The organism is Mycobacterium sp. TH-M82, from assembly GCF_057473605.1.
In genome coordinates, this window is sequence record NZ_JBYCKY010000879.1 from 1 (window position 1) to 18,409 (window position 18,409).

Annotated in this window: 17 protein-coding genes; 13 read left to right on the forward strand and 4 right to left on the reverse strand. The window is 69.0% G+C overall.

Annotated features, from left to right (window positions below; genetic code table 11):
- Together AC2VON_RS25515 and trmB are read right to left on the reverse strand one after the other, a co-directional pair.
- The coding region (locus AC2VON_RS25515; RefSeq protein WP_486955319.1) for an NYN domain-containing protein at positions 1-576 on the reverse strand (576 nt) is incomplete at its 3' end.
- Between the two features lie 53 nt (positions 577-629).
- Positions 630-1,430, reverse strand: coding sequence for a tRNA (guanosine(46)-N7)-methyltransferase TrmB (gene trmB / locus AC2VON_RS25520; protein WP_486955320.1), 801 nt, complete (start codon positions 1,428-1,430; stop codon positions 630-632).
- 159 nt (positions 1,431-1,589) lie between these two features.
- Here trmB and AC2VON_RS25525 point away from each other — a divergent pair, with 159 nt between their 5' ends.
- The 5 genes from AC2VON_RS25525 to AC2VON_RS25545 all read left to right on the forward strand — a co-directional run bounded on the left by AC2VON_RS25525 (position 1,590) and on the right by AC2VON_RS25545 (position 8,546).
- Positions 1,590-2,618: a hypothetical protein gene (locus AC2VON_RS25525; RefSeq protein ID WP_486955321.1), complete on the forward strand. Its 1,029-nt coding sequence runs from the start codon at positions 1,590-1,592 to the stop codon at positions 2,616-2,618.
- Positions 2,615-4,081, forward strand: a complete 1,467-nt coding sequence (locus AC2VON_RS25530; RefSeq protein ID WP_486955307.1) for a hypothetical protein — start codon at positions 2,615-2,617, stop codon at positions 4,079-4,081. The genes AC2VON_RS25525 and AC2VON_RS25530 overlap by 4 nt, the downstream gene beginning before the upstream one ends.
- A gap of 129 nt (positions 4,082-4,210) precedes the next feature.
- Positions 4,211-6,034 (forward strand): phosphoenolpyruvate carboxykinase (GTP), encoded by a 1,824-nt coding sequence (locus AC2VON_RS25535; protein ID WP_486955308.1) that lies wholly within the window; start codon positions 4,211-4,213, stop codon positions 6,032-6,034.
- Between the two features lie 98 nt (positions 6,035-6,132).
- The gene (gene fadD4 / locus AC2VON_RS25540; RefSeq protein ID WP_486955309.1) at positions 6,133-7,659 is read left to right on the forward strand and encodes a fatty-acid--CoA ligase FadD4; all 1,527 of its coding nucleotides are present in this window, start codon (positions 6,133-6,135) and stop codon (positions 7,657-7,659) included.
- Between the two features lie 11 nt (positions 7,660-7,670).
- The gene (locus tag AC2VON_RS25545) at positions 7,671-8,546 is read left to right on the forward strand and encodes an enoyl-CoA hydratase/isomerase family protein (RefSeq protein ID WP_486955322.1); all 876 of its coding nucleotides are present in this window, start codon (positions 7,671-7,673) and stop codon (positions 8,544-8,546) included.
- 16 nt (positions 8,547-8,562) lie between these two features.
- On the opposite strand, the gene AC2VON_RS25550 is transcribed toward AC2VON_RS25545, so the two are convergent.
- Complete coding sequence (locus AC2VON_RS25550; RefSeq protein WP_486955310.1) at positions 8,563-9,723, reverse strand: acyl-CoA dehydrogenase family protein; 1,161 nt, start codon at positions 9,721-9,723, stop codon at positions 8,563-8,565.
- Positions 9,724-9,781: 58 nt separating this feature from the next.
- Here AC2VON_RS25550 and AC2VON_RS25555 point away from each other — a divergent pair, with 58 nt between their 5' ends.
- From AC2VON_RS25555 to AC2VON_RS25565, 3 genes are read left to right on the forward strand one after another with little or no spacing between them, the layout of a single operon-like run.
- Positions 9,782-10,762 (forward strand): MaoC family dehydratase, encoded by a 981-nt coding sequence (locus AC2VON_RS25555; RefSeq protein ID WP_486955311.1) that lies wholly within the window; start codon positions 9,782-9,784, stop codon positions 10,760-10,762.
- A 30-nt stretch (positions 10,763-10,792) separates the two neighbouring features.
- Positions 10,793-11,938, forward strand: a complete 1,146-nt coding sequence (locus AC2VON_RS25560) for a CoA transferase (RefSeq protein WP_486955312.1) — start codon at positions 10,793-10,795, stop codon at positions 11,936-11,938.
- Positions 11,932-13,227, forward strand: coding sequence for an amidohydrolase family protein (locus tag AC2VON_RS25565; protein ID WP_486955313.1), 1,296 nt, complete (start codon positions 11,932-11,934; stop codon positions 13,225-13,227). Before AC2VON_RS25560 ends, AC2VON_RS25565 begins: the two co-directional genes overlap by 7 nt.
- On the opposite strand, the gene AC2VON_RS25570 is transcribed toward AC2VON_RS25565, so the two are convergent.
- The gene (locus AC2VON_RS25570; RefSeq protein WP_486955314.1) at positions 13,162-13,581 is read right to left on the reverse strand and encodes a WXG100 family type VII secretion target; all 420 of its coding nucleotides are present in this window, start codon (positions 13,579-13,581) and stop codon (positions 13,162-13,164) included. The two genes, AC2VON_RS25565 and AC2VON_RS25570, sit on opposite strands and share 66 nt — an antisense overlap.
- Before the next feature lie 93 nt (positions 13,582-13,674).
- On the opposite strand from AC2VON_RS25570, the gene AC2VON_RS25575 reads away from it, so the two are divergent.
- The 5 genes from AC2VON_RS25575 to AC2VON_RS25595 all read left to right on the forward strand — a co-directional run.
- Positions 13,675-14,442 (forward strand): crotonase/enoyl-CoA hydratase family protein, encoded by a 768-nt coding sequence (locus AC2VON_RS25575; RefSeq protein ID WP_486955315.1) that lies wholly within the window; start codon positions 13,675-13,677, stop codon positions 14,440-14,442.
- 177 nt (positions 14,443-14,619) lie between these two features.
- Positions 14,620-15,759, forward strand: coding sequence for a phosphatase PAP2 family protein (locus tag AC2VON_RS25580; RefSeq protein ID WP_486955316.1), 1,140 nt, complete (start codon positions 14,620-14,622; stop codon positions 15,757-15,759).
- Positions 15,759-17,282: a class I adenylate-forming enzyme family protein gene (locus AC2VON_RS25585; RefSeq protein ID WP_486955317.1), complete on the forward strand. Its 1,524-nt coding sequence runs from the start codon at positions 15,759-15,761 to the stop codon at positions 17,280-17,282. The genes AC2VON_RS25580 and AC2VON_RS25585 overlap by 1 nt, the downstream gene beginning before the upstream one ends.
- Before the next feature lie 23 nt (positions 17,283-17,305).
- On the forward strand, positions 17,306-17,602 hold the full coding sequence (locus AC2VON_RS25590; RefSeq protein ID WP_486955323.1) for a hypothetical protein: 297 nt from the start codon (positions 17,306-17,308) through the stop codon (positions 17,600-17,602).
- A 12-nt stretch (positions 17,603-17,614) separates the two neighbouring features.
- Positions 17,615-18,409: acyl-CoA dehydrogenase family protein (locus AC2VON_RS25595; RefSeq protein ID WP_486955318.1), on the forward strand; the 795-nt coding region annotated here is incomplete at its 3' end.

Here is an 18,409-nt window from a genome sequence, read left to right on the forward strand (position 1 = left end):
GATCCGCGGCAGCCGTTCCCGGAACACGCCAGGGACGTCCTCCAGGTCGACGAACTCCAAGGTATCCGAGGCTAGCGCCCAACTGACGTGTTCGCGAAATCCGAGCACCGCGACGCCGATGCCGGCGGCCGACAGCTCCTCCAGCGGTGTACGGAAGGCCTGCCCGTCGGCCGAGGCCACCACCAGCGCCGCCAGCCCCTCGTCGCGTCGCAGGGCGATGTGGTTGAGCATGTCGGCGTCGACATCGCTGTCATCATCGATCTTCGGCTTGGCGAAGACCGCGAACCCGACGTTGCGCAACGCTTCCACCCACGGTCGCACCAGATCGGCGTTGCCAGGGGCGATGTTGGTGAACACGGTGGCCTCGGGTTCGATGGAGATCTCCGGCTGGCTGACGAAGGTTGCTGCGACTTCGGCGGTCCGACTGAGCAACCAGCGGCCCAGCGCGTCGAACCGGGGTCGTTCCATACCGGTGGGCCGGCGGCCGAGGATTGCGCCCAGACCCATGTCGAGGTTCGGCGCGTCCCACACCAGCAGCACACGCCGGACCGAGGGCACGGTGCTGACCGGTGGCATCGCTTCGGGGTCGGTTTCGGCGCTGGTTTCAACGCTCGTTTCGAGGTTCATGCTCACGATCGGCACTTCGTCCAGAGCAACTCGGCGACGGCACTGCCCGCCTCCCAGGCCTTCGTCTCGTACTTGGTGGTGGGACGGGCGACCGAGATGGGCAGTGCCGGCATACCTGGATCCACCCCGACGCGGCGCAGTCGGGGCTCGGTGTCTGCGGCCGCGATGATCTGCTCGGCGTAGCCCCGATGGTCGGTGGCGACGTGCAGGACGCCACCCGGCCGCAGCCGATCGGTGATCAGCGTGAGCGTGGCCGGCCGGAGCAGCCGTCGTTTGTGGTGCCGTGCTTTCGGCCACGGATCGGGAAAGAAGATCCGCACCCCGATCAACGAGGCCGGAGCGATCAGGTGCTCCAGCACGTCGGTTGCTTCGCCGTGGATCAGCCGGATGTTGCCCAGCTGCTCTGGGTTCTCCCGCTCGATCGCGCAGAGCAGTTGGCCGAGACCGCGCCGATACACCTCAACGGCGACCACATCGATACCCGGTTCGGCCCGGGCCATCGCCACCGTCGAGGTGCCGGCGCCGCCGCCGATCTCCAGCACCACCGGGGCGTCACGGCCGAACCAGTCGCGAGTGTCCAACGGCTGGACATTTTGGCCCGCCCGATCCGGCCGGCGGACCTGCATGCCCAGGCGTGGCCAGAGTCGCTGCCAGGTTTGCTGCTGGGTGGCAGACAGCGCCGAGTGCCGGGATCGTGAGCTGAAGGTGCGGGGGTGGTATGCGCACGTGGGCGGTGCCGCCACTTCGCCTTGGGCGTGGCCTTGGGCGTGGCCTTGGGCATGCATCCGTCCATCGTGGCCTATCGACGGCGACGTGCCCACGGTGTGGTTGACATTGTTATCCACTGATACCCAAAAGTTGCCTGCGACCGGTCAAGGATATTGGGTGGCTCGCGCACGGCCGACACAGCTGTCACTATTCGGTGGGATCCGGCCGTGCGGCCGGAGCCGGGGAACACCTACGTGAACGGAGAGGGACGCCAGATTTTCGCTGACGAGCTGGCACGATTCGCCGGCGAGGTGCAGGAGCCGCGGGTGACGGAGGTCGCCGAGCGTGTCGCGGCGCCGCTGCGGGTCGCAGTGTGCGGGCGTCGCGGAACGGGTCGGCGCACCGTGGGGCGCGCGCTCGAGTGTGCCGGGGTAGTGGTGACGTCACCGCAGGGCGCCACTGGGGTCACTGGGGCCGACATAGCTGACATGGCTGACGTCATCGTCTACGTCGTCGCCGAGGCGGCCAAACCCGAGGACACCGCCGCTGTCGCGAGGCTGCCCGAGCCGGTGCTGGTGGTTATGAACAAGGCAGATCTGACCGGCTGTGCAGAAGCCGCCAGCATCTCAGCACGAATCGGCGCGCCGGTGCAGCCGATGGCCGGGTTGCTCGCGGTGGCCGCGCTGGACAACCGGCTGGACGACACGTTGTGGGCGGCGCTGCAGATGCTCGCCGCCGAACCCGCCGACTTGAGCTCCGCGGACCGCTTCGTCGCCTGCCCGCATCCGGTGCCGCGCCGGGTGCGCCTACGGCTCTGCGACACGCTGGAGCTCGCGGCGATCACCCGCGCGGTGAGGCTCGTTCGCCGTGGCGGGTCCGCCGGCCAGGTGTGTGCGCTGGTGCGCCGGATCAGCCGTATCGACGCCGTCACCGGCCGATTGAATGCGGTCGGAGCGGCAGTGCACTACCGCCGGCTGTTGGATGCCGTGACACTGCTGGAGGCGCTGGCCGCCGATGAGGGCGCTGACAGCAGCCGGATCGGTGAGTTCCTGTCCGCCGACAACACCGTGGCGGCGCGGATGGCGACGGCCGTGGCCGTGGTCGAGGCGACGGGGATGACGCTCGACCCGGCTGGGGCCGATGATCCCGCCGCGCAGCTGCGGCGGGCGCTGCGATGGCAGTGCTACTCGCGGGGGCCGGTGACCGGCCTGCACCGCGCCTGCGGGCTGGACATCGTCAGGGGGTCGCTGCGGGCCTGGGCGCTGGCGGGGGCGTCAGCGTGACCGCGCCGGCCTCCGACGATCCGGTCGGCCGGGTGGACGAGCTGGTCGCTGCGATCGCGCCCCGGGTGCGCCCGCCGGCGGTGGCCCGCCGCGATGCGGTGCTGGTGACCGGACCGTGGTTGGCGGGGGTCAGCGGCGTGGCTGCGGCGCTGCGCGCCCGGATGCCCGGCCGGCCCTTCGTCGAGGCGGCGGACCTGGCGGCCGGCGAGGTGCCGACGGCGGTGGTGTTCGTGGTGTCCGCGGCCGCGGCGCTGGCCGAATCCGACTGTGCGCTGCTCGACACCACCGCCGCCGACACCGATGTGGTGATCGGCGCGGTGTCCAAGATCGACGTGCACCGCCAGTGGCGCCAGATGGTCGAGGTTGCCCGCGACACGCTGGCCGCGCACGCACCGCGCTACCGCGACGTTTCGTGGGTGGGGGTGGCGGCCGCACCCGGCCTGGGCGAGCCCCGCGTCGAGGATCTGGTCGCCGAGGTGGGAAAACAGCTCGCTGATCCCGATCTAAAACGACGAAACAGGCTGCGGGCATGGGAGTCTCGGCTTCGTGCCGCTGCCGGCCGATACGACCGGGATGCCGACAGTGCAGGCCGGTGCGCCCGGGTGGCCCTGCTGCGGCACCAACGCGACGCCGCTGTGCGGGCACGGCGGCTGGCGAAGTCCGAGCGGACCATCGCGCTGCGCAGCCAGGTTGCCCAGGCGCGGGTGCAGCTGACCCACTTCGCCCGCAACCGCTGCGGCTCAGTCCGCGGTGAACTGGCCGAAGACGCCGCCGCCATGACCCGGCGCCGGTTGCCCGGGTTCGAAGCCTATGTGCGCAGCCGAGTCGACGAGGTCGTCGCCAGCGTGGACGAGGGAGCCTCGGCGCATCTGGCCGACGTCGCACACGAGCTGGGCCTGGCGCTGGAGCCGATACCCCCGGAGATCCCCAAGATTGACGTACCGGCCCCGCCGCTGAAGTCCCGACGGCTGGAAACTCAGCTGATGATCCTGCTGGGCGTCGGCTTCGGACTGGGCGTGGCGTTGACGCTGAGCCGGCTGTTCGCTGGTCTGGCCCCCGGCCTGACCGCAGCCGGGGCGGTGGTATGCGCCATTGCCGGGCTGGCGGTCACGGTGTGGGTGGTGAGCCTTCGGGGTCTGCTGGCTGACCGCACGCTGCTGGACCGCTGGGTGAGCGAGGTGATCGCAGCGTTGCGGTCCGCCGTTGAGGAGCTGGTCGCGCTGCGGGTGCTGGCCGCCGAGTCGGCGCTGTCGGCTGCGCTGGCGCAGCGCAATGAAGCCGAGAGCGCCCAGACAGCCCGCCAGGTGACCGCGCTGGACACCGAACTTCGCGAGCATGCCGTCGCCGCCGCGCGAGCCGCGACCTTGCGCGATCGGGAGATGCCGACGCTGCAGCGGGCGCTGGACGCGGTGCGGGCACAGCTGCGCGAACCGGCGGCTGATGACCGCCTGACCAGCGACTAGCCCGAGCTGACCGCGGCCCGCTTCGCCCGGACGCATCGTCTCCGATAGCCTCTAAGGCAACGGCGTGAAGATCAATGAAGTGGGCGGCGGATGCGCCCGGCGATAAAACCTACACAGGAGCGTTCTCAAATGACGTCAGCGACTATTCCCGGTCTGGACACCGCGCCGACGGAGCACGGGGAGCTGCTGGCCTGGGTCGCCGAGGTCGCTGAGCTCACCCAGCCGGACCGGGTGGAGTGGTCGGACGGCACCGACCAGGAGTGGAGCCGGTTGATGACCCAGCTGGTGGACGCCGGCAGCGCCGTCAAACTGGACGAGGCCAAAAAACCCAACTCCTACCTCGTCGTCTCGGACCCCGCCGATGTGGCCCGCGTCGAGTCGCGGACGTTCATCTGCAGCCGCACCGCCGACGGCGCCGGACCCACCAACCACTGGGTGGATCCCGACGAGATGCGGGCCACCATGACCGAGCTGTACCGGGGTTGCATGCGCGGCCGCACCATGTACGTGATTCCGTTCTGCATGGGCCCGCTCGGCGACGAGCATCCGAAGCTCGGCATCGAGATCACCGACTCGCCGTATGTGGTGGCGTCGATGCGAATCATGACCCGGATGGGTACCGCGGCCTTGGAAAAAATGGGTGAAGATCGGCCCTTCGTCAAGGGCCTGCACTCGGTGGGTGCCCCGCTGGCGCCCGGACAGGCCGACGCGCCGTGGCCGTGCAACGAGACCAAGTACATCACCCACTTCCCGGAGACGCGGGAGATCTGGAGCTACGGATCGGGCTACGGTGGTAACGCGCTGCTGGGCAAGAAATGCTACGCACTGCGGATCGCCTCCGCGATGGCTCACGACGAGGGCTGGCTGGCCGAGCACATGCTGATCCTCAAGCTGATCTCGCCGGAGGACAAGGCGTACTACATCGCCGCCGCGTTCCCGTCGTCGTGCGGCAAGACCAACCTGGCGATGATCCAGCCCACAATCCCGGGCTGGCGGGCCGAAACCCTGGGCGACGACATTGCCTGGATGCGGTTCGGCAAGGACGGGCGGCTGTACGCGGTCAATCCGGAGGCCGGCTTCTTCGGGGTGGCGCCGGGCACCAGCCACAGTTCCAACCCGAACGCGATGAAGACGCTGGAAGCCGGCAACACCATCTACACCAACGTCGCGCGCACCGACCATGACGACGTGTGGTGGGAGGGTATCGACGGGGACACCCCCGATCACCTGATCGACTGGAAGGGCAACGACTGGTACTTCCGGGAGACCGAAACCCTTGCCGCGCACCCGAACTCGCGGTATTGCACGCCGATGTCTCAGTGCCCGATCCTGGCGCCGGAGTGGGACGACCCCGCCGGTGTGCCGATCTCGGCGATCCTGTTCGGCGGCCGCCGCAAGACCACGGTGCCGTTGGTGACACAGGCCCGCGACTGGGAGCACGGCGTGTTCCTCGGGGCCACCCTGGGCAGTGAGCAGACCGCCGCCGCCGAAGGAAAAGTGGGCAAGGTCCGCAGAGACCCGATGGCGATGCTGCCGTTCATCGGCTACAACGCCGGTGACTACCTGCAGCATTGGATCGACACCGGCAAGAACGCCGACGAGCCCAAGCTGCCGAAGGTGTTCTTCGTCAACTGGTTCCGCCGCGGCGACGGCGGCCGGTTCCTATGGCCGGGCTTCGGTGAGAACAGCCGGGTGCTGAAGTGGATCGTCGAGCGCGTCGAGGGCAGAGCAGGCGGTCAATCCACCCCGATCGGCACCGTGCCGCAGGTCGAGGACCTGGACCTGGCCGGGCTGGACGTCGCCGCCGCCGATGTGGCCGAGGCGCTGACGGTGGACGCCGACGAGTGGCGAGTCGAACTGCCGCTCATCGAGGAGTGGCTGGAGTTCCTCGGCGAAAAGCTGCCCACCGGCCTTCGCGACGAGCTCGACGCCCTGCGGCAGCGCCTGGGCTGACCCTTCGGCGCGAGCATGCGCAAACTCGCACTCAGCGGGCCTGGCGAGTGCGACTTTGTGCATGCTCAGTGTGGGGAGGGGCGCGGTACAGTCGGCGGATGCAGATCCGCGAACACACTTCTGGCCATGGAGGCGCCAACAAACCGGCCGTCATTCTGCACCCGTCGGGCATCGTCGTCACGTTCGACGAGCTGGAGTCCCGGGCCAATCGGCTGGCGCACTTCTTCCGGGGCGCCGGTTTGGTCGAGGGTGACACCGTCGCGATCCTGATGGAGAACAACGAGCACATCCACGCGGTGATGTGGGCCGCCCGCCGCGCCGGCCTGTACTACGTGCCGATCAACACCCATCTGACCGCCGCCGAATCCGCCTACATCATCGACAACAGCAGCGCCAAGGCGATCATCGGTTCGGGGGCGTTGCGAAAGACCTGCGAGGGCCTGGCCGAGCACCTTCTCGACGGGCTGCCCGGTGTACTGCTGATCGCCGACGATGACGTGGACGGTTGGCTACGCTACCCGAAATGTGTTGCCGATCAACCAGATACTCCACTCGACGACGAGATGGAGGGGGATCTGCTGCAGTACTCCTCTGGCACCACCGGCCGGCCCAAAGGCATCCGACGCGAACTGCCGCATGTCTCGCCGGCTGAGGCGCCCGGCATGATGTCGATGCTGGTGTCGGTGTGGATGACACCCGAATCGATCTACTTGAGTCCGGCACCGCTTTATCACACCGCGCCGTCGGTCTGGTCGATGACTGTTCAAGCGGCCGGTGTGACGACGGTGGTGCTGGAGAAGTTCGACCCCCAGGGCTGCCTCGAGGCGATCCAGCGCTACCGGGTCACCCACGCCCAGTTTGTCCCAGCCCATTTCACGCGCATGTTGAAACTTCGCGATTCTGTGCGTAATTCCTATGATGTGTCGTCGCTGCAGCGAGTGATGCACGCTGCAGCGCCCTGTCCGGTGCAGATCAAACGGCAGATGATCGATTGGTGGGGGCCGATTGTCGACGAGTATTACGCGGCCTCGGAGGCGCACGGTGCGACCCTGATCAGTGCCGAGGAGTGGCTGGCCCACCCCGGCTCGGTCGGGAAACCGATGCTGTGCGATGTCCACATCCTCGACGACGACGGCAACGAGCTACCGGCCGGACAGCCCGGTGAAATCTACTTCGCTGGCGGCAACGCGTTCGAGTATCTCAACGATCCAGAGAAGACCGCCAGCTCGCGCGAGAAACACGGCTGGACGACGGTTGGTGATGTCGGATACTTAGACCAGCAGGGCTACCTGTACCTCACCGACCGGCGCCATCACATGATCATCTCCGGTGGAGTCAACATCTATCCGCAGGAAACCGAGGACCTGTTGGTCACTCATCCGAAAGTGATGGACGCGGCGGTGTTCGGCATCCCCGATGACGAGATGGGCCAGAGGGTCAAGGCCGTGGTGCAGACCGTCGACACCGCCGACGCCACCGATGAGTTCGCCGAGGAGCTGTTGAGCTGGCTACGGGAACGCCTGGCGCACTACAAATGTCCGCGGTCGATCTCCTTCGAGGCCCAGTTGCCGCGCACCGACACCGGCAAGCTGTTCAAGCATGAACTGGTTGCCAAGTATTCGTGAAAGTCGTCGAGTTGCCGGCGGGGATCGTCGTCGGCGTCGACCCCGGATACCTCGACGAGCGTGCAACGTTCACGCTGACGGAGAGTCCGTGTGACGACCGGCGTGTGGTGACCGTGGGGTCGGTGGACGACACGGTGGCGGAACTTGAGACCCGGACGGGCCGCTGGCCGCAAGCCAGCGCGGTCTGTAACGACGTACTGCGATCCGTCGACCCGACCGGCCCGACGCTGGCCGGCGTGGTCACCGAGTCGCTGGCCTACTCCACCTTGCAGGCCGGACCGGAGTTCGCCCGCTGGCTTGCCGAACGCGGCCCGGCCCGGATGCCGCAACTCCCCGACCCGCTGCTGGTCGAACGTGACGGCAACACGCTGCGGATCAGATTCAACCGGCCGCAGCGGCACAACGCCTTCAGCAGCGACATGCGCGCCGCACTGCTGGAGGCGCTCGACGTCGCGCGGTGGGATCCGTCGATCGCCGAGGTGGTATTGAGCGGCAATGGGCCGTCGTTCTGCAGCGGCGGTGACCTCGCCGAGTTCGGCGCGTTCACCGACCCGGCCAGCGCGCATCTGGCTCGCACCCGACACAGTCCGGCATTGGTGCTCGACGCTCTGACCGCCCGGCTGGGACCGGCCTGCCGTGCCGAGGTGCACGGCCAGGTGCTCGGCAGCGGATTGGAGATGGCGGCGTTCTGCGGGCGGGTGGTGTGTCGGCAAGACGCCGTGCTGGGGTTGCCCGAGTTGAGTCTGGGCCTTATTCCCGGGGCCGGCGGCACCATCAGCATCACCCGCCGGATCGGTCGTTGGCGCACAGCGTATCTGGTGCTCTCAGGGCGGTCGGTCGATCCAGCGACGGCGCTGCGGTGGGGGCTGGTGGACGCCGTCGGTTAACCGGTGAGCACGCCGTTCAGATCCCCCCGCGGGCAACCAACTGTGCGGCGATCACGTTGCGCTGGATCTCGTTGGTGCCCTCGCCGACGATCATCAGCGGCGCGTCGCGGAAATAACGTTCCACGTCGTACTCGGTGGAATACCCATAGCCCCCGTGGATGCGCACGGCGTTCAACGCGATCTCCATGGCCGCCTCGGAGGCGAACAGCTTCGCCATGCCGGCCTCCATGTCGCAGCGCTCACCGCTGTCGTAGCGCTGCGCGGCGTAGCGGGTCAGCTGGCGGGCGGCGGTCAGCTTGGTTGCCATATCGGCCAAATAGTTGCCGATGCTCTGGTGTTTCCAGATCGGCCGGCCGAAGCTCTCCCGTTGCCGGGCGTAGGCCAGCGCGTCCTCCAGCGCCGCGGTAGCGACCCCGAGCGCCCGGGCGGCCACCTGGATCCGGCCGGTTTCCAGGCCCGCCATCATCTGTGCGAACCCCTTGCCGGGCACCGCGCCCAGCACCGCCGCCGCCGGCACTCGGCAATCGTCGAACGACAACTCGCAGCTCTCCACACCCTTGTAACCCAGTTTGGGCAGATCGCGCGAGACCGTCAGCCCCGAGCTGGGATTGTCCACCAGCAGCACCGAAATACCGTGGTGCCGCGGCTTCGCGTGCGGGTCGGTCTTGGCGAGCAGCGCGATCAGCCCGGAGTGCCGGGCGTTGGAGATCCAGGTCTTTGACCCGTTGATGGTCAGCGTGTCCGGGCCTCGCGGCAGGGCGGTGGTGGTGATGTTCTGCAGATCGCTGCCACCGGCCGGCTCGGTCAGCGCCATGGTGGCCCGCACCGCACCGGTCGCCATCGGCGGCAGATAGCGCCGCTTCTGCTGCTCGGTGCCGAACCGGGTGAGCAGCTTTGCGACGACCGTGTGTCCGCCCATCGCCCCGGCCAGGCTCATCCAGCCCCGCGCCAGCTCCTGGGTGACCAGCACGTAGCACGGCATCGACACCGGTGTACCGCCGTATTCCCCGGCGATGGCCAGGCCGAAGATGCCGATCCGCTTCATCTGCTCGATCCACGCCTGCGGGTAGGCGTTGGCATGTTCCACCTCGCAGACGGCGGGCTTGACCTCCTTGTCGACGAAGGCACGGACGGTGTCGACCAGCATCGCCTCCTCGTCACCGAGTTCGGTTCGCATCGATCACCCTCCGCGTATGTCAGGATTCCTACCGACATCCTGACGCACGGGAGGCGCGATGGGCGGCGGGCCCTACTTCGACGAGCTGCATGTCGGCCAGGTGTTCGACGCCGCGCCGTCGATGACCCTGTCACCCGGGGTGGCCGCGGTGCACCAGGCGATCCTGGGCGACCGGATGCGGCTGCCGCTGGACGGTGAGCTGACCCGGGCCGTCACCGGCTCGACGACACCGCTGGCCCACCCGGGTCTGGTGTGCGACGTCGCGATCGGCCAGTCGACGCTGGTGACCCACCACGTCAAGGCCAACCTGTTCTATCGCGGCCTGGTCTTCCACCGCTTCCCGGTGATCGGTGACACCTTGTTCACCCGCACCGAAGTCGTCGGGCTGAAGCAGAATTCTCACCGGCCCGGCCGAGCGCCGACCGGGTTGGCGGCGTTGCGGGTGACGACGATCGACCACACCGGCCGGCTGATCCTCGACTTCCACCGCTGCGCGATGCTGCCGCTGCGAAGTGACGCCGCCGACACCGGCCACCACGACGACCTCTCCGGCATCGGCGCCGACGCGGCCACGTCGCCGCAGGTGACCGCCGACTGGGACGGGGAGGCGTTCCGCAGCCGGGTGCCCGGACCCCATTTCGACCGCACCATCGCCGGTGCAGTGTTACACGGCAGCGCCGACGTGGTCAGTAGCGCACCAGAGCTGGCCAGGCTCACTCTCAACATCGCTGCGGTGCACCATGATTCACGAGCGGGTGGACGCCGACTGGTCTACGGTGGGCACACCATCGGGCTGGCGCTCTCGCAAGCCGCCAGGCTGCTGCCCAACCTGGCGACGGTGTTGAGCTGGCAGTCCTGCGATCACACCGGACCGGTGCACGAGGGCGACACGCTCTACAGCGAGGTGGGTGTGGAATCCGCCGAGCCGACCGCAACCGGCGGTGTGTTGGGGCTGCGCTCGCTGGTGTACGCGGTCGGTGACTCGGGTGAACCCGACCGGCAGGTGTTGGACTGGCGGTTCACCGCGCTGCAGTTCTGAGCTGTCCGGTCGCGCGAGGACAATGGACCGGTGAGCTCGCTGGGCATCCCCGCCGCGGTGCTGAAGCGCGCCCAGCGGGTGGCCGACGCGATCGCGTGCCGGGTCGCCGAGCTGGGCGGGCGAGCGGTGCGCGTCGATGCCGGTGAGATCCTCACCGGTCGGGCCGTGTTACGCGGATCGGCGCCGGCGGGGCGGATCTCAGCCGGGGGCACCACCCGGCTGATGGCCACCTCCGACGGCTGGTGGGCGTTGACCCTGTCTCGCGCCGACGACGTCGACGCCGTGTCGGCACTGCTGGAACTACCCGGGGTCGGCACCGACCCGTGGGCCGCGCTGAACCGGGCATCGGCCAGTGGCACCACGGCCGCGTTGGTGGCCCGCGCCCGGCTGCTGGGCATGCCCGCCGCGCTGCTGGGTGAGTGTGCGCCGGCTGAGCCAAAGATCGCGGCGCACAACGAAACCGCTCCCGCCACGCTCTCCGGATTGCTGGTGGCCGACCTGTCGTCGATGTGGGCGGGTCCGCTCTGCGGACGGCTGCTGGCCGCCGCCGGCGCCACCGTGGTCAAGGTGGAGACCCCCGACCGCCCGGACGGCAGCAGGGTCGGCACCCACGCCGGCCACCGCGCCTTCTTCGACTGGATGAACAGCGGGAAACTCTCCTACGTCGTCGACCTCGACGCGCCCGAGCTGGCCGACCTGTTGTCGGTCGCCGACGTGGTCATCGAGGGATCGCGGCCGGCCGGGCTGGCCCGCCGCGGCTTGGCCGCCGACCAGGTGCCGGCCCGGCCGGGCAGGGTGTGGGTGCGCATCACCGGATACGGCGCCGAGCACCCCGACCGGGTCGCCTTCGGCGACGATGCGGCGGTAGCCGGCCGGCTGGTCGTCGCCCATCCCGACGGCCCGGCGTTCTGCGGCGACGCGATCGCCGACCCGCTGGCCGGCCTGCAGGCGGCCCTCGCGGTCCTGGACAGCCTGGCCCGCGGCGGTGGCGACGTCATCGACGTGTCGATGGCGGGGGTCGCAGCCACCTATGGCGCCTTAGCCGCGCTACCCGCCGGCGCGGAAGATAGCGTGGCGTCGCGGGCGCCGACCCTGCCGGCGGCGCCCGCACATCCGGCGGGCACCGACAACGCCACCGTTCGCGCTCTGGTCGCCGGGCGCCGCGTCCGATGTTGATCCGGCGCGCAACGTTGTCGGACGGGCGGGTCGCCGACATCCGGGTGGCAGAGCGGATACTCGCCGTCGCCGACACGCTGGACCCGGCGCCCGGCGAAGACGTGTTGGACGCCGGCTTCGGCGCCGTGCTGCCCGGCCTGCACGATCACCACCTCCACCTGCGGGCAGCAGCGGCCGCACTCGCCTCGTTGCCGGTCGGGCCACCTGCGGTGCACACCAAAGACCAGCTGGCACAAGCATTGTCGAGCAGCGAGCCGGGCGTCGACGGATGGATTCGGGCGGTCGGCTACCACGAGTCGGTCGCCGGTGAACTGGACCGGACCGTGCTGGACACGCTGCGGCCCGAGACGCCGCTGCGGGTCCAGCATCGCAGCGGCGTGCTGTGGATTCTCAACTCCGCCGGGCTGGCGCGCGTCGGGTTGGGCGATCACCCCGACGGGCGGCTGCGCAGCACCGCGGCCTGGTCGGACGCCGTGCCGCGTCGCGACGCCGACCTGGGGAAGCTGAGCCGCTACCTCACCGGATTCGGCGTCACCGGCGTCACCGACGCCACACCGGATCTGGACGCCGACGATATCGGCTCGCTCACGGCGGCTCACCGCCGCGGCGAATTGCGCCCGCGGCCATATTTTTTGGCGCCGGGTAAAAAGATCCTGCACGACGACCGCCTCGACCTGCAGGCGCTGACCGGCTGGATCGCCGACCGGCACCGCGCCGACCACCCGGTCGCGATTCATTGCGTCACCGCTGCCCAGCTGGTGGTGGCAGTTGCCGCACTGCGCGCCGCCGGCCCCGGCCCGAGCGATCGCATCGAGCATGCCGCGATCGTGCCCGACGACATGATCGCCGAGCTCGCGGACCTCGGCGTCACCGTGATCACCCAGCCCAACTTCGTGGCCGAACGCGGTGAGGCGTACCTGCATGACGTCGCCGCCGACGAACAACCACAGCTGTGGCGGGTCGCCGCATTGATCGACGCCGGCATCGGCGTGGCCGGCAGCACCGACGCGCCGTTCGGTGCCTTGGATCCGTGGGCGGCGATGCGCGCTGCGGTCCACCGCACTACCGAGAGCGGCACGGTGCTCGGAGCCGGCGAACGCATCCCGCCGGGTGCAGCGTTGCGGCTGTTTCTCGCCTGTCCTGCTGATCCGGCACGGATGCGCAGCGTGGTGCCCGGGCAGCCGGGTGATCTGTGCGTGCTGGCGATCCCGCCGCGCGACGCGTTAGCCGAACTGGCCTCGGACATGGTCACCGCCACCGTCATCGGTGGCGAGGTCGCGCACCCATGACCCGGACGCGGCGCCGGAAACGACGGCGCCCGAAACGACGTTGTGCAGCGCTGCCGCACCGTCCGCCTCGGTGACCGCGTACGTGATGGCTGCGCTGTTCAGCCGGTACGCATGCTCAGCCACCTGGCTCAACAACACGTTCGACGTCGCCAGCCAGGCTTCCCACCGCGCCGTGAGCGCCACCGCCGAGCTACCCACCCAGCCGTCTTGTGCGGCTTCGATCCGGTTGTCCGACGACAGGTGTCCGAAGGCCAGGTCGGCCCCCTGATCGCTGACACGTGCCGCGGAGCCGAGCAGGTCCGGCACGCTGACCCGAAAGACGGGACTACCGTCACCAGAGCCGGGATATGACACGTTATCTGCCTAGCAACACCGGAATACCGCCGCAAGTCACCCGACGCTGCCACCCGCGGGCAGGCTCCCCGCGGGTGTCGATACTGTGACACCGTGAGCGAAGAACCCGAAGTCCTGGTCGAACAACGCGACCGGATCCTGATCATCACGATCAACCGACCCAATGCCAAGAACGCGATCAACGCCAAGGTCAGCCAGGGGCTGGCAGACGCGATGGACCGCCTCGACGGCGACCCCGGCCTGTCGGTGGCGATCCTGACCGGTGCCGGCGGCTCGTTCTGCGCGGGCATGGATCTCAAGGCGTTCGCCCGCGGCGAGAACGTCGTCGTCGCCGGCCGCGGCCTGGGGTTCACCGAACGGCCGCCGGAGAAACCGCTGATCGCGGCGGTGGAAGGGTACGCGCTGGCCGGCGGGACCGAGTTGGCGCTGGCCACCGACCTGATCGTGGCGGCCGAGGACTCGGCATTCGGCATTCCCGAGGTGAAGCGCGGCCTGGTCGCCGGCGGCGGCGGACTGCTGCGGCTGCCCCAGCGCATCCCGTATGCGATCGCCATGGAGTTGGCGCTGACCGGCGAAAACCTGCCCGCCGAGCGGGCGCACGCCCTGGGCCTGGTCAACGTCCTGGCCGAGCCGGGGACGACGCTGGACGCGGCGATCACGCTGGCCGAGAAGATCACGGCCAACGGCCCGCTGGCGGTGGCCGCCACCAAGCGGATCATCGTCGAGTCGCGCGGCTGGAGCCCCGAGGACATGTTCGCCGAGCAACTGAAGATCTTGATGCCGGTGTTTGCTTCCAACGACGCCAAGGAGGGCGCGATCGCTTTCGCCGAGAAGCGCCCGCCGCGCTGGAGCGGCAGCTGAGGAGCCCGCTGCCGTCGTCGTCGCGTGTCTTGCCCGCGTCGAGGTGAGGCGACCTGAGTTCGCCGCGCTCGCACCGACAAAGTCGAGGCTTACGCCCGCTGGCCAAACTAGGCTTGCTATTCACGTGTTGGGAAGTCCTGTCGGCCACCGTGCAGCCGGCGGATCGGAAGGTGTCCGATGTCGATGGTCGATGATCTGCCCGGTGCTGGCATCGCCGAGCCTGGCGGCGGCATGCCCCGGCCGGCGGTCACCGTGGGCGCATCGCGGTCGTGGCGACTGCGGGTCGTCCGGAGGGCGGCGGTCACCGCGTGGCTGGCGGCGATGGTGTTTCGCACTTCGACGACGGGGTTTGCCTTCAACCGGGAGTTGTTGCTCCTCTACATCTGCACTGGACTGATCGCGGCAAGCATCGGCCGGCGGCGGATGCTGCAGGTGATCATCGACTGGCTGCCGTTCGCGCTGGTGCTGATGGTCTATGACCTCAGCCGGGGCGCGGCGACGATGCTGGGGGCGCCGACCCTTTGGCGACCGCAGATCGATGCCGACCGTTGGCTGTTTTTCGGTGTGGAGCCGACGGTTTGGCTGCAGGAACACCTCAAACTGCCCCGAGCCCCGTGGTGGGAAGTGGTCATGAGCACCACGTATATGTCGTTTTTCATCCTGCCCTATGTCGTCGCCAGTGCGTTGTGGCTCAGCGATCGGGACGACTGGAAGGCTTTCGTTCGCCGCTTCGTTGCGCTGCAGTTCACCGCGTTGATCGTCTACGTCCTGATGCCCGCGGCGCCGCCCTGGGCGGCCGCCCGCTGCACCGCCAGCGAGGTTGCCGGCGGTCCGTTCGACCCGCCGTGCATGTTCCACTCATCCGCCGGGGTTCCAGGCGGCGGGTTGCTGGGGGCCATGAGAACCAGCCGGCCCGGCGCTCACCAGTGGGTGGAGCGGATCTCCACCCGCGGGTGGGGCACACTGCACCTGAACTCGGCCCGCTCGCTGATCGACGAGGGGCAGGCCAGCGTGAATCTGGTGGCCGCCATTCCGTCGCTGCACGCGGCGTTGACCGCGATGGTCGCGATCTTCCTGTGGCGCATGGTCGGCGCCATGTGGCGTCCGGTGCTGGTCGGCTACCCACTGGTCATGGCGTTCCTGCTGGTGTACACCGCTGAGCACTACGTCGTCGATATCCTGCTGGGCTGGGTGTTCACCGCGGTCGTGCTGCTGGCGGTGGGCCGGCTCGAAGCACGCTGGAGAACCTCGCTGCCCCGGTGGCCGGCCAGGCCCGCGGTGTCGGCCGACGCCGCGGCGGTCGGGCTGGTGGTGTGATGAGCATTTCGCTACTGCTTGAGATGGCGGTGTCGCATGACCCCGACCGGTTGGCGCTGGTGTCGGAGGACCTGCGGCTGACGACCCGGCAGTTGAGCGATCTCGCCGCGGGCGGTGCGAACGTCATCACGGAATCGACAGCCGAGCACGTGATCTACCTCGGCACCGGGGGTGTGATGCTGCCGCTGCTGATCTTCGCATCGGCGCGGGCCGGGCGCACCTTCACCCCGGTCAACTATCGGCTCTCCGCCGACGCCATCCGGGCACTGATCCAGCGGCTACCCGACCCGCTGGTGGTCGTCGACACCCGCTACCGGGAGATACTCGCCGAAGTTCACCCGCAGGTGGTGACGTCCGAGGAGTTCGTCGTCGCCGCCCGCAGCCCCGGCCCCGCCGAGCAGCCACCGGTATTTCCCGATCCCGACGCAGCCGCGATCGTGCTGTTCACCTCCGGCACCACCGCGACACCCAAGGCCGTCGAACTCTCGCACACCAACCTGACCAGCTACATCACCGGCACCGTCGAATTCGCCTCCGCGCAAGCCGGCGATGCGGCGCTGATCTGCGTGCCGCCATATCACATCGCCGGGGTCAGTGCCGCACTGTCGAACCTGTACGCCGGACGCGAGATGGTGTACCTGCCCAACTTCGACGCCGAGCGGTGGGTGCGGCTAGTCGACGACGAACACATCACCACGGCGACCGTGGTGCCCACCATGCTGGATCGCATCGTCACTGTGCTCGAGCACAGTGAGCACAGTGAGCACAGTGGGGGACACCGGCTGCCGTCGCTGCGCAACCTCGCCTACGGCGGCTCGAAGGTGCCGCTGCCGCTGGTGCGCAGGGCGCTGGAGCTGCTGCCGCACGTCGGCTTCGTCAACGCCTACGGGCTGACCGAGACCAGCTCGACGATCGCGGTGTTGACCCCGGACGACCACCGGCAGGCCCAACACGCGGCCGACCCGGCGATCGCCCGGCGGCTGGGATCGGTGGGCCGGCCGGTGCCGGGTGTCGAAGTGCAGATCCGTGACGACAACGGCGCCGTGCTTGCACCCGGCGGGACCGGGGAGTTGTACGTCCGCGGCGAGCAGGTCTGCAGGCGCTACACCGGGGTCGGCTCGGCGCTCGATGCGGACGGCTGGTTCGCGACGCGTGACCTGGCCACCCTCGACGAAGGCGGCTATCTGTATCTGGGTGGGCGCAGCGACGACACCGTCATCCGGGGTGGGGAGAACATTGCGCCGGCCGAGCTGGAGGACGTCATGATCGAGCACCCCGCTGTCCGTGACGTCGCGGTGGTCGGCGTCGACGATGCACAGTGGGGCCAGGCGCTCGTCGCGGTCGTGGTGCCGGAGGCCGGCGTCGAACCCGATCCGGACGAACTGCGCGACTACGTCCGCAAGAGGTTACGCGCGTCGCGCACTCCCGACCGGGTAGTGTTTTTTGGCGAGCTGCCCACCAACGAGACCGGCAAGGTGCTGCGCCGCCAGCTCGTCGAAAGCCTCACGCCGGCGAAGCAGTAACTGGCCTGGTGAAGGACGACATCATGATCAAGAACGGCACCCGTCTACAAAGTCAGGTGTGCGATACCCAAGTCATCGTCGTGCGGGCCTCCGGCAGCCTCGACGACCTGCGGTGCGGCGGCGTCGCCATGGTGGCGATCGACGCCGCGCGGTCCGGTGAACTCGACCCGGCGTTCGCCGGAGGCACCGTGATGGGCAAACGTTACGTCGACGACGCCGGCGGCGAGGTGCTGGTCACCAAGGCCGGTGCGGGCACGCTGACCGTCGGCGAGACCGCGCTGCGCCTCAAGGAGGCAAAACCGCTGCCGGCCAGCGACTGACCCAGACCCCATATGGGCCACTACAAGAGCAATCTGCGCGATCTGGAGTTCAACCTGTTCGAGGCGCTGGACCTGGAGCAGTCCCTGGACGGCGGCGCCTTCGGCGACCTGGACGGCGACTCGGTGCGCCAGATGCTGGCCGAGGCGGCACGGCTGGCGCAGGGACCGGTAGCCGAGTCGTTCGCCCATGGGGACCGCAACCCGCCGGTGTTCGATCGGGATGCGCACACGGTGCGCCTGCCGGGGCCCTTCAAGGATTCGGTGCGTGCCTGGCAGCGCGGTGAGTGGTTTCGCGTCGGGCTGGACGAGCAGGTCGGCGGTGTGCCCGCACCGTCCATGGTCTCCTGGGCGATCAACGAGTTGGTGCTCGGCGCCAACCCGGCGGTGTTCATGTACCTGGCCGGCCCGGTGTTCGCCAACATCCTCTACCATCTCGGCAACGAACAGCAGCGGCACTGGGCGAGCATGGCGATCGAGCGCAACTGGGGCGCCACCATGGTGCTCACCGAACCGGACGCGGGCTCCGACGTCGGCGCCGGGCGGACCAAGGCGATCGAGGCGGGCGACGGCAGTTGGCGCATCGACGGCGTGAAGCGGTTCATCACCAGCGGCGACAGTGAGGACCTGTTCGAGAACATCATGCACCTGGTGCTGGCCCGACCCGAAGGCGCCAAACCGGGGACCAAGGGGCTCAGCCTGTTTCTGGTGCCGAAGTATCTGCCCGATCCGCAGACCGGCGAGCCGGGGGAGCGCAACGGCGTCTTCGTCACCGGGCTGGAGCACAAGATGGGGCTCAAGGTCTCGACG

Coding starts and splice junctions, on each gene's coding strand:
- AC2VON_RS25535 (WP_486955308.1), top strand. CDS start 4,211: ATGACGTCAGCGACTATTCCCGGTCTGGACACCGCGCCGACGGAGCAC.
- fadD4 (WP_486955309.1), top strand. CDS start 6,133: ATGCAGATCCGCGAACACACTTCTGGCCATGGAGGCGCCAACAAACCG.
- AC2VON_RS25550 (WP_486955310.1), bottom strand. CDS start 9,723: ATGCGAACCGAACTCGGTGACGAGGAGGCGATGCTGGTCGACACCGTC.
- AC2VON_RS25555 (WP_486955311.1), top strand. CDS start 9,782: ATGGGCGGCGGGCCCTACTTCGACGAGCTGCATGTCGGCCAGGTGTTC.
- AC2VON_RS25565 (WP_486955313.1), top strand. CDS start 11,932: ATGTTGATCCGGCGCGCAACGTTGTCGGACGGGCGGGTCGCCGACATC.
- AC2VON_RS25580 (WP_486955316.1), top strand. CDS start 14,620: ATGTCGATGGTCGATGATCTGCCCGGTGCTGGCATCGCCGAGCCTGGC.
- AC2VON_RS25585 (WP_486955317.1), top strand. CDS start 15,759: ATGAGCATTTCGCTACTGCTTGAGATGGCGGTGTCGCATGACCCCGAC.
- AC2VON_RS25590 (WP_486955323.1), top strand. CDS start 17,306: ATGATCAAGAACGGCACCCGTCTACAAAGTCAGGTGTGCGATACCCAA.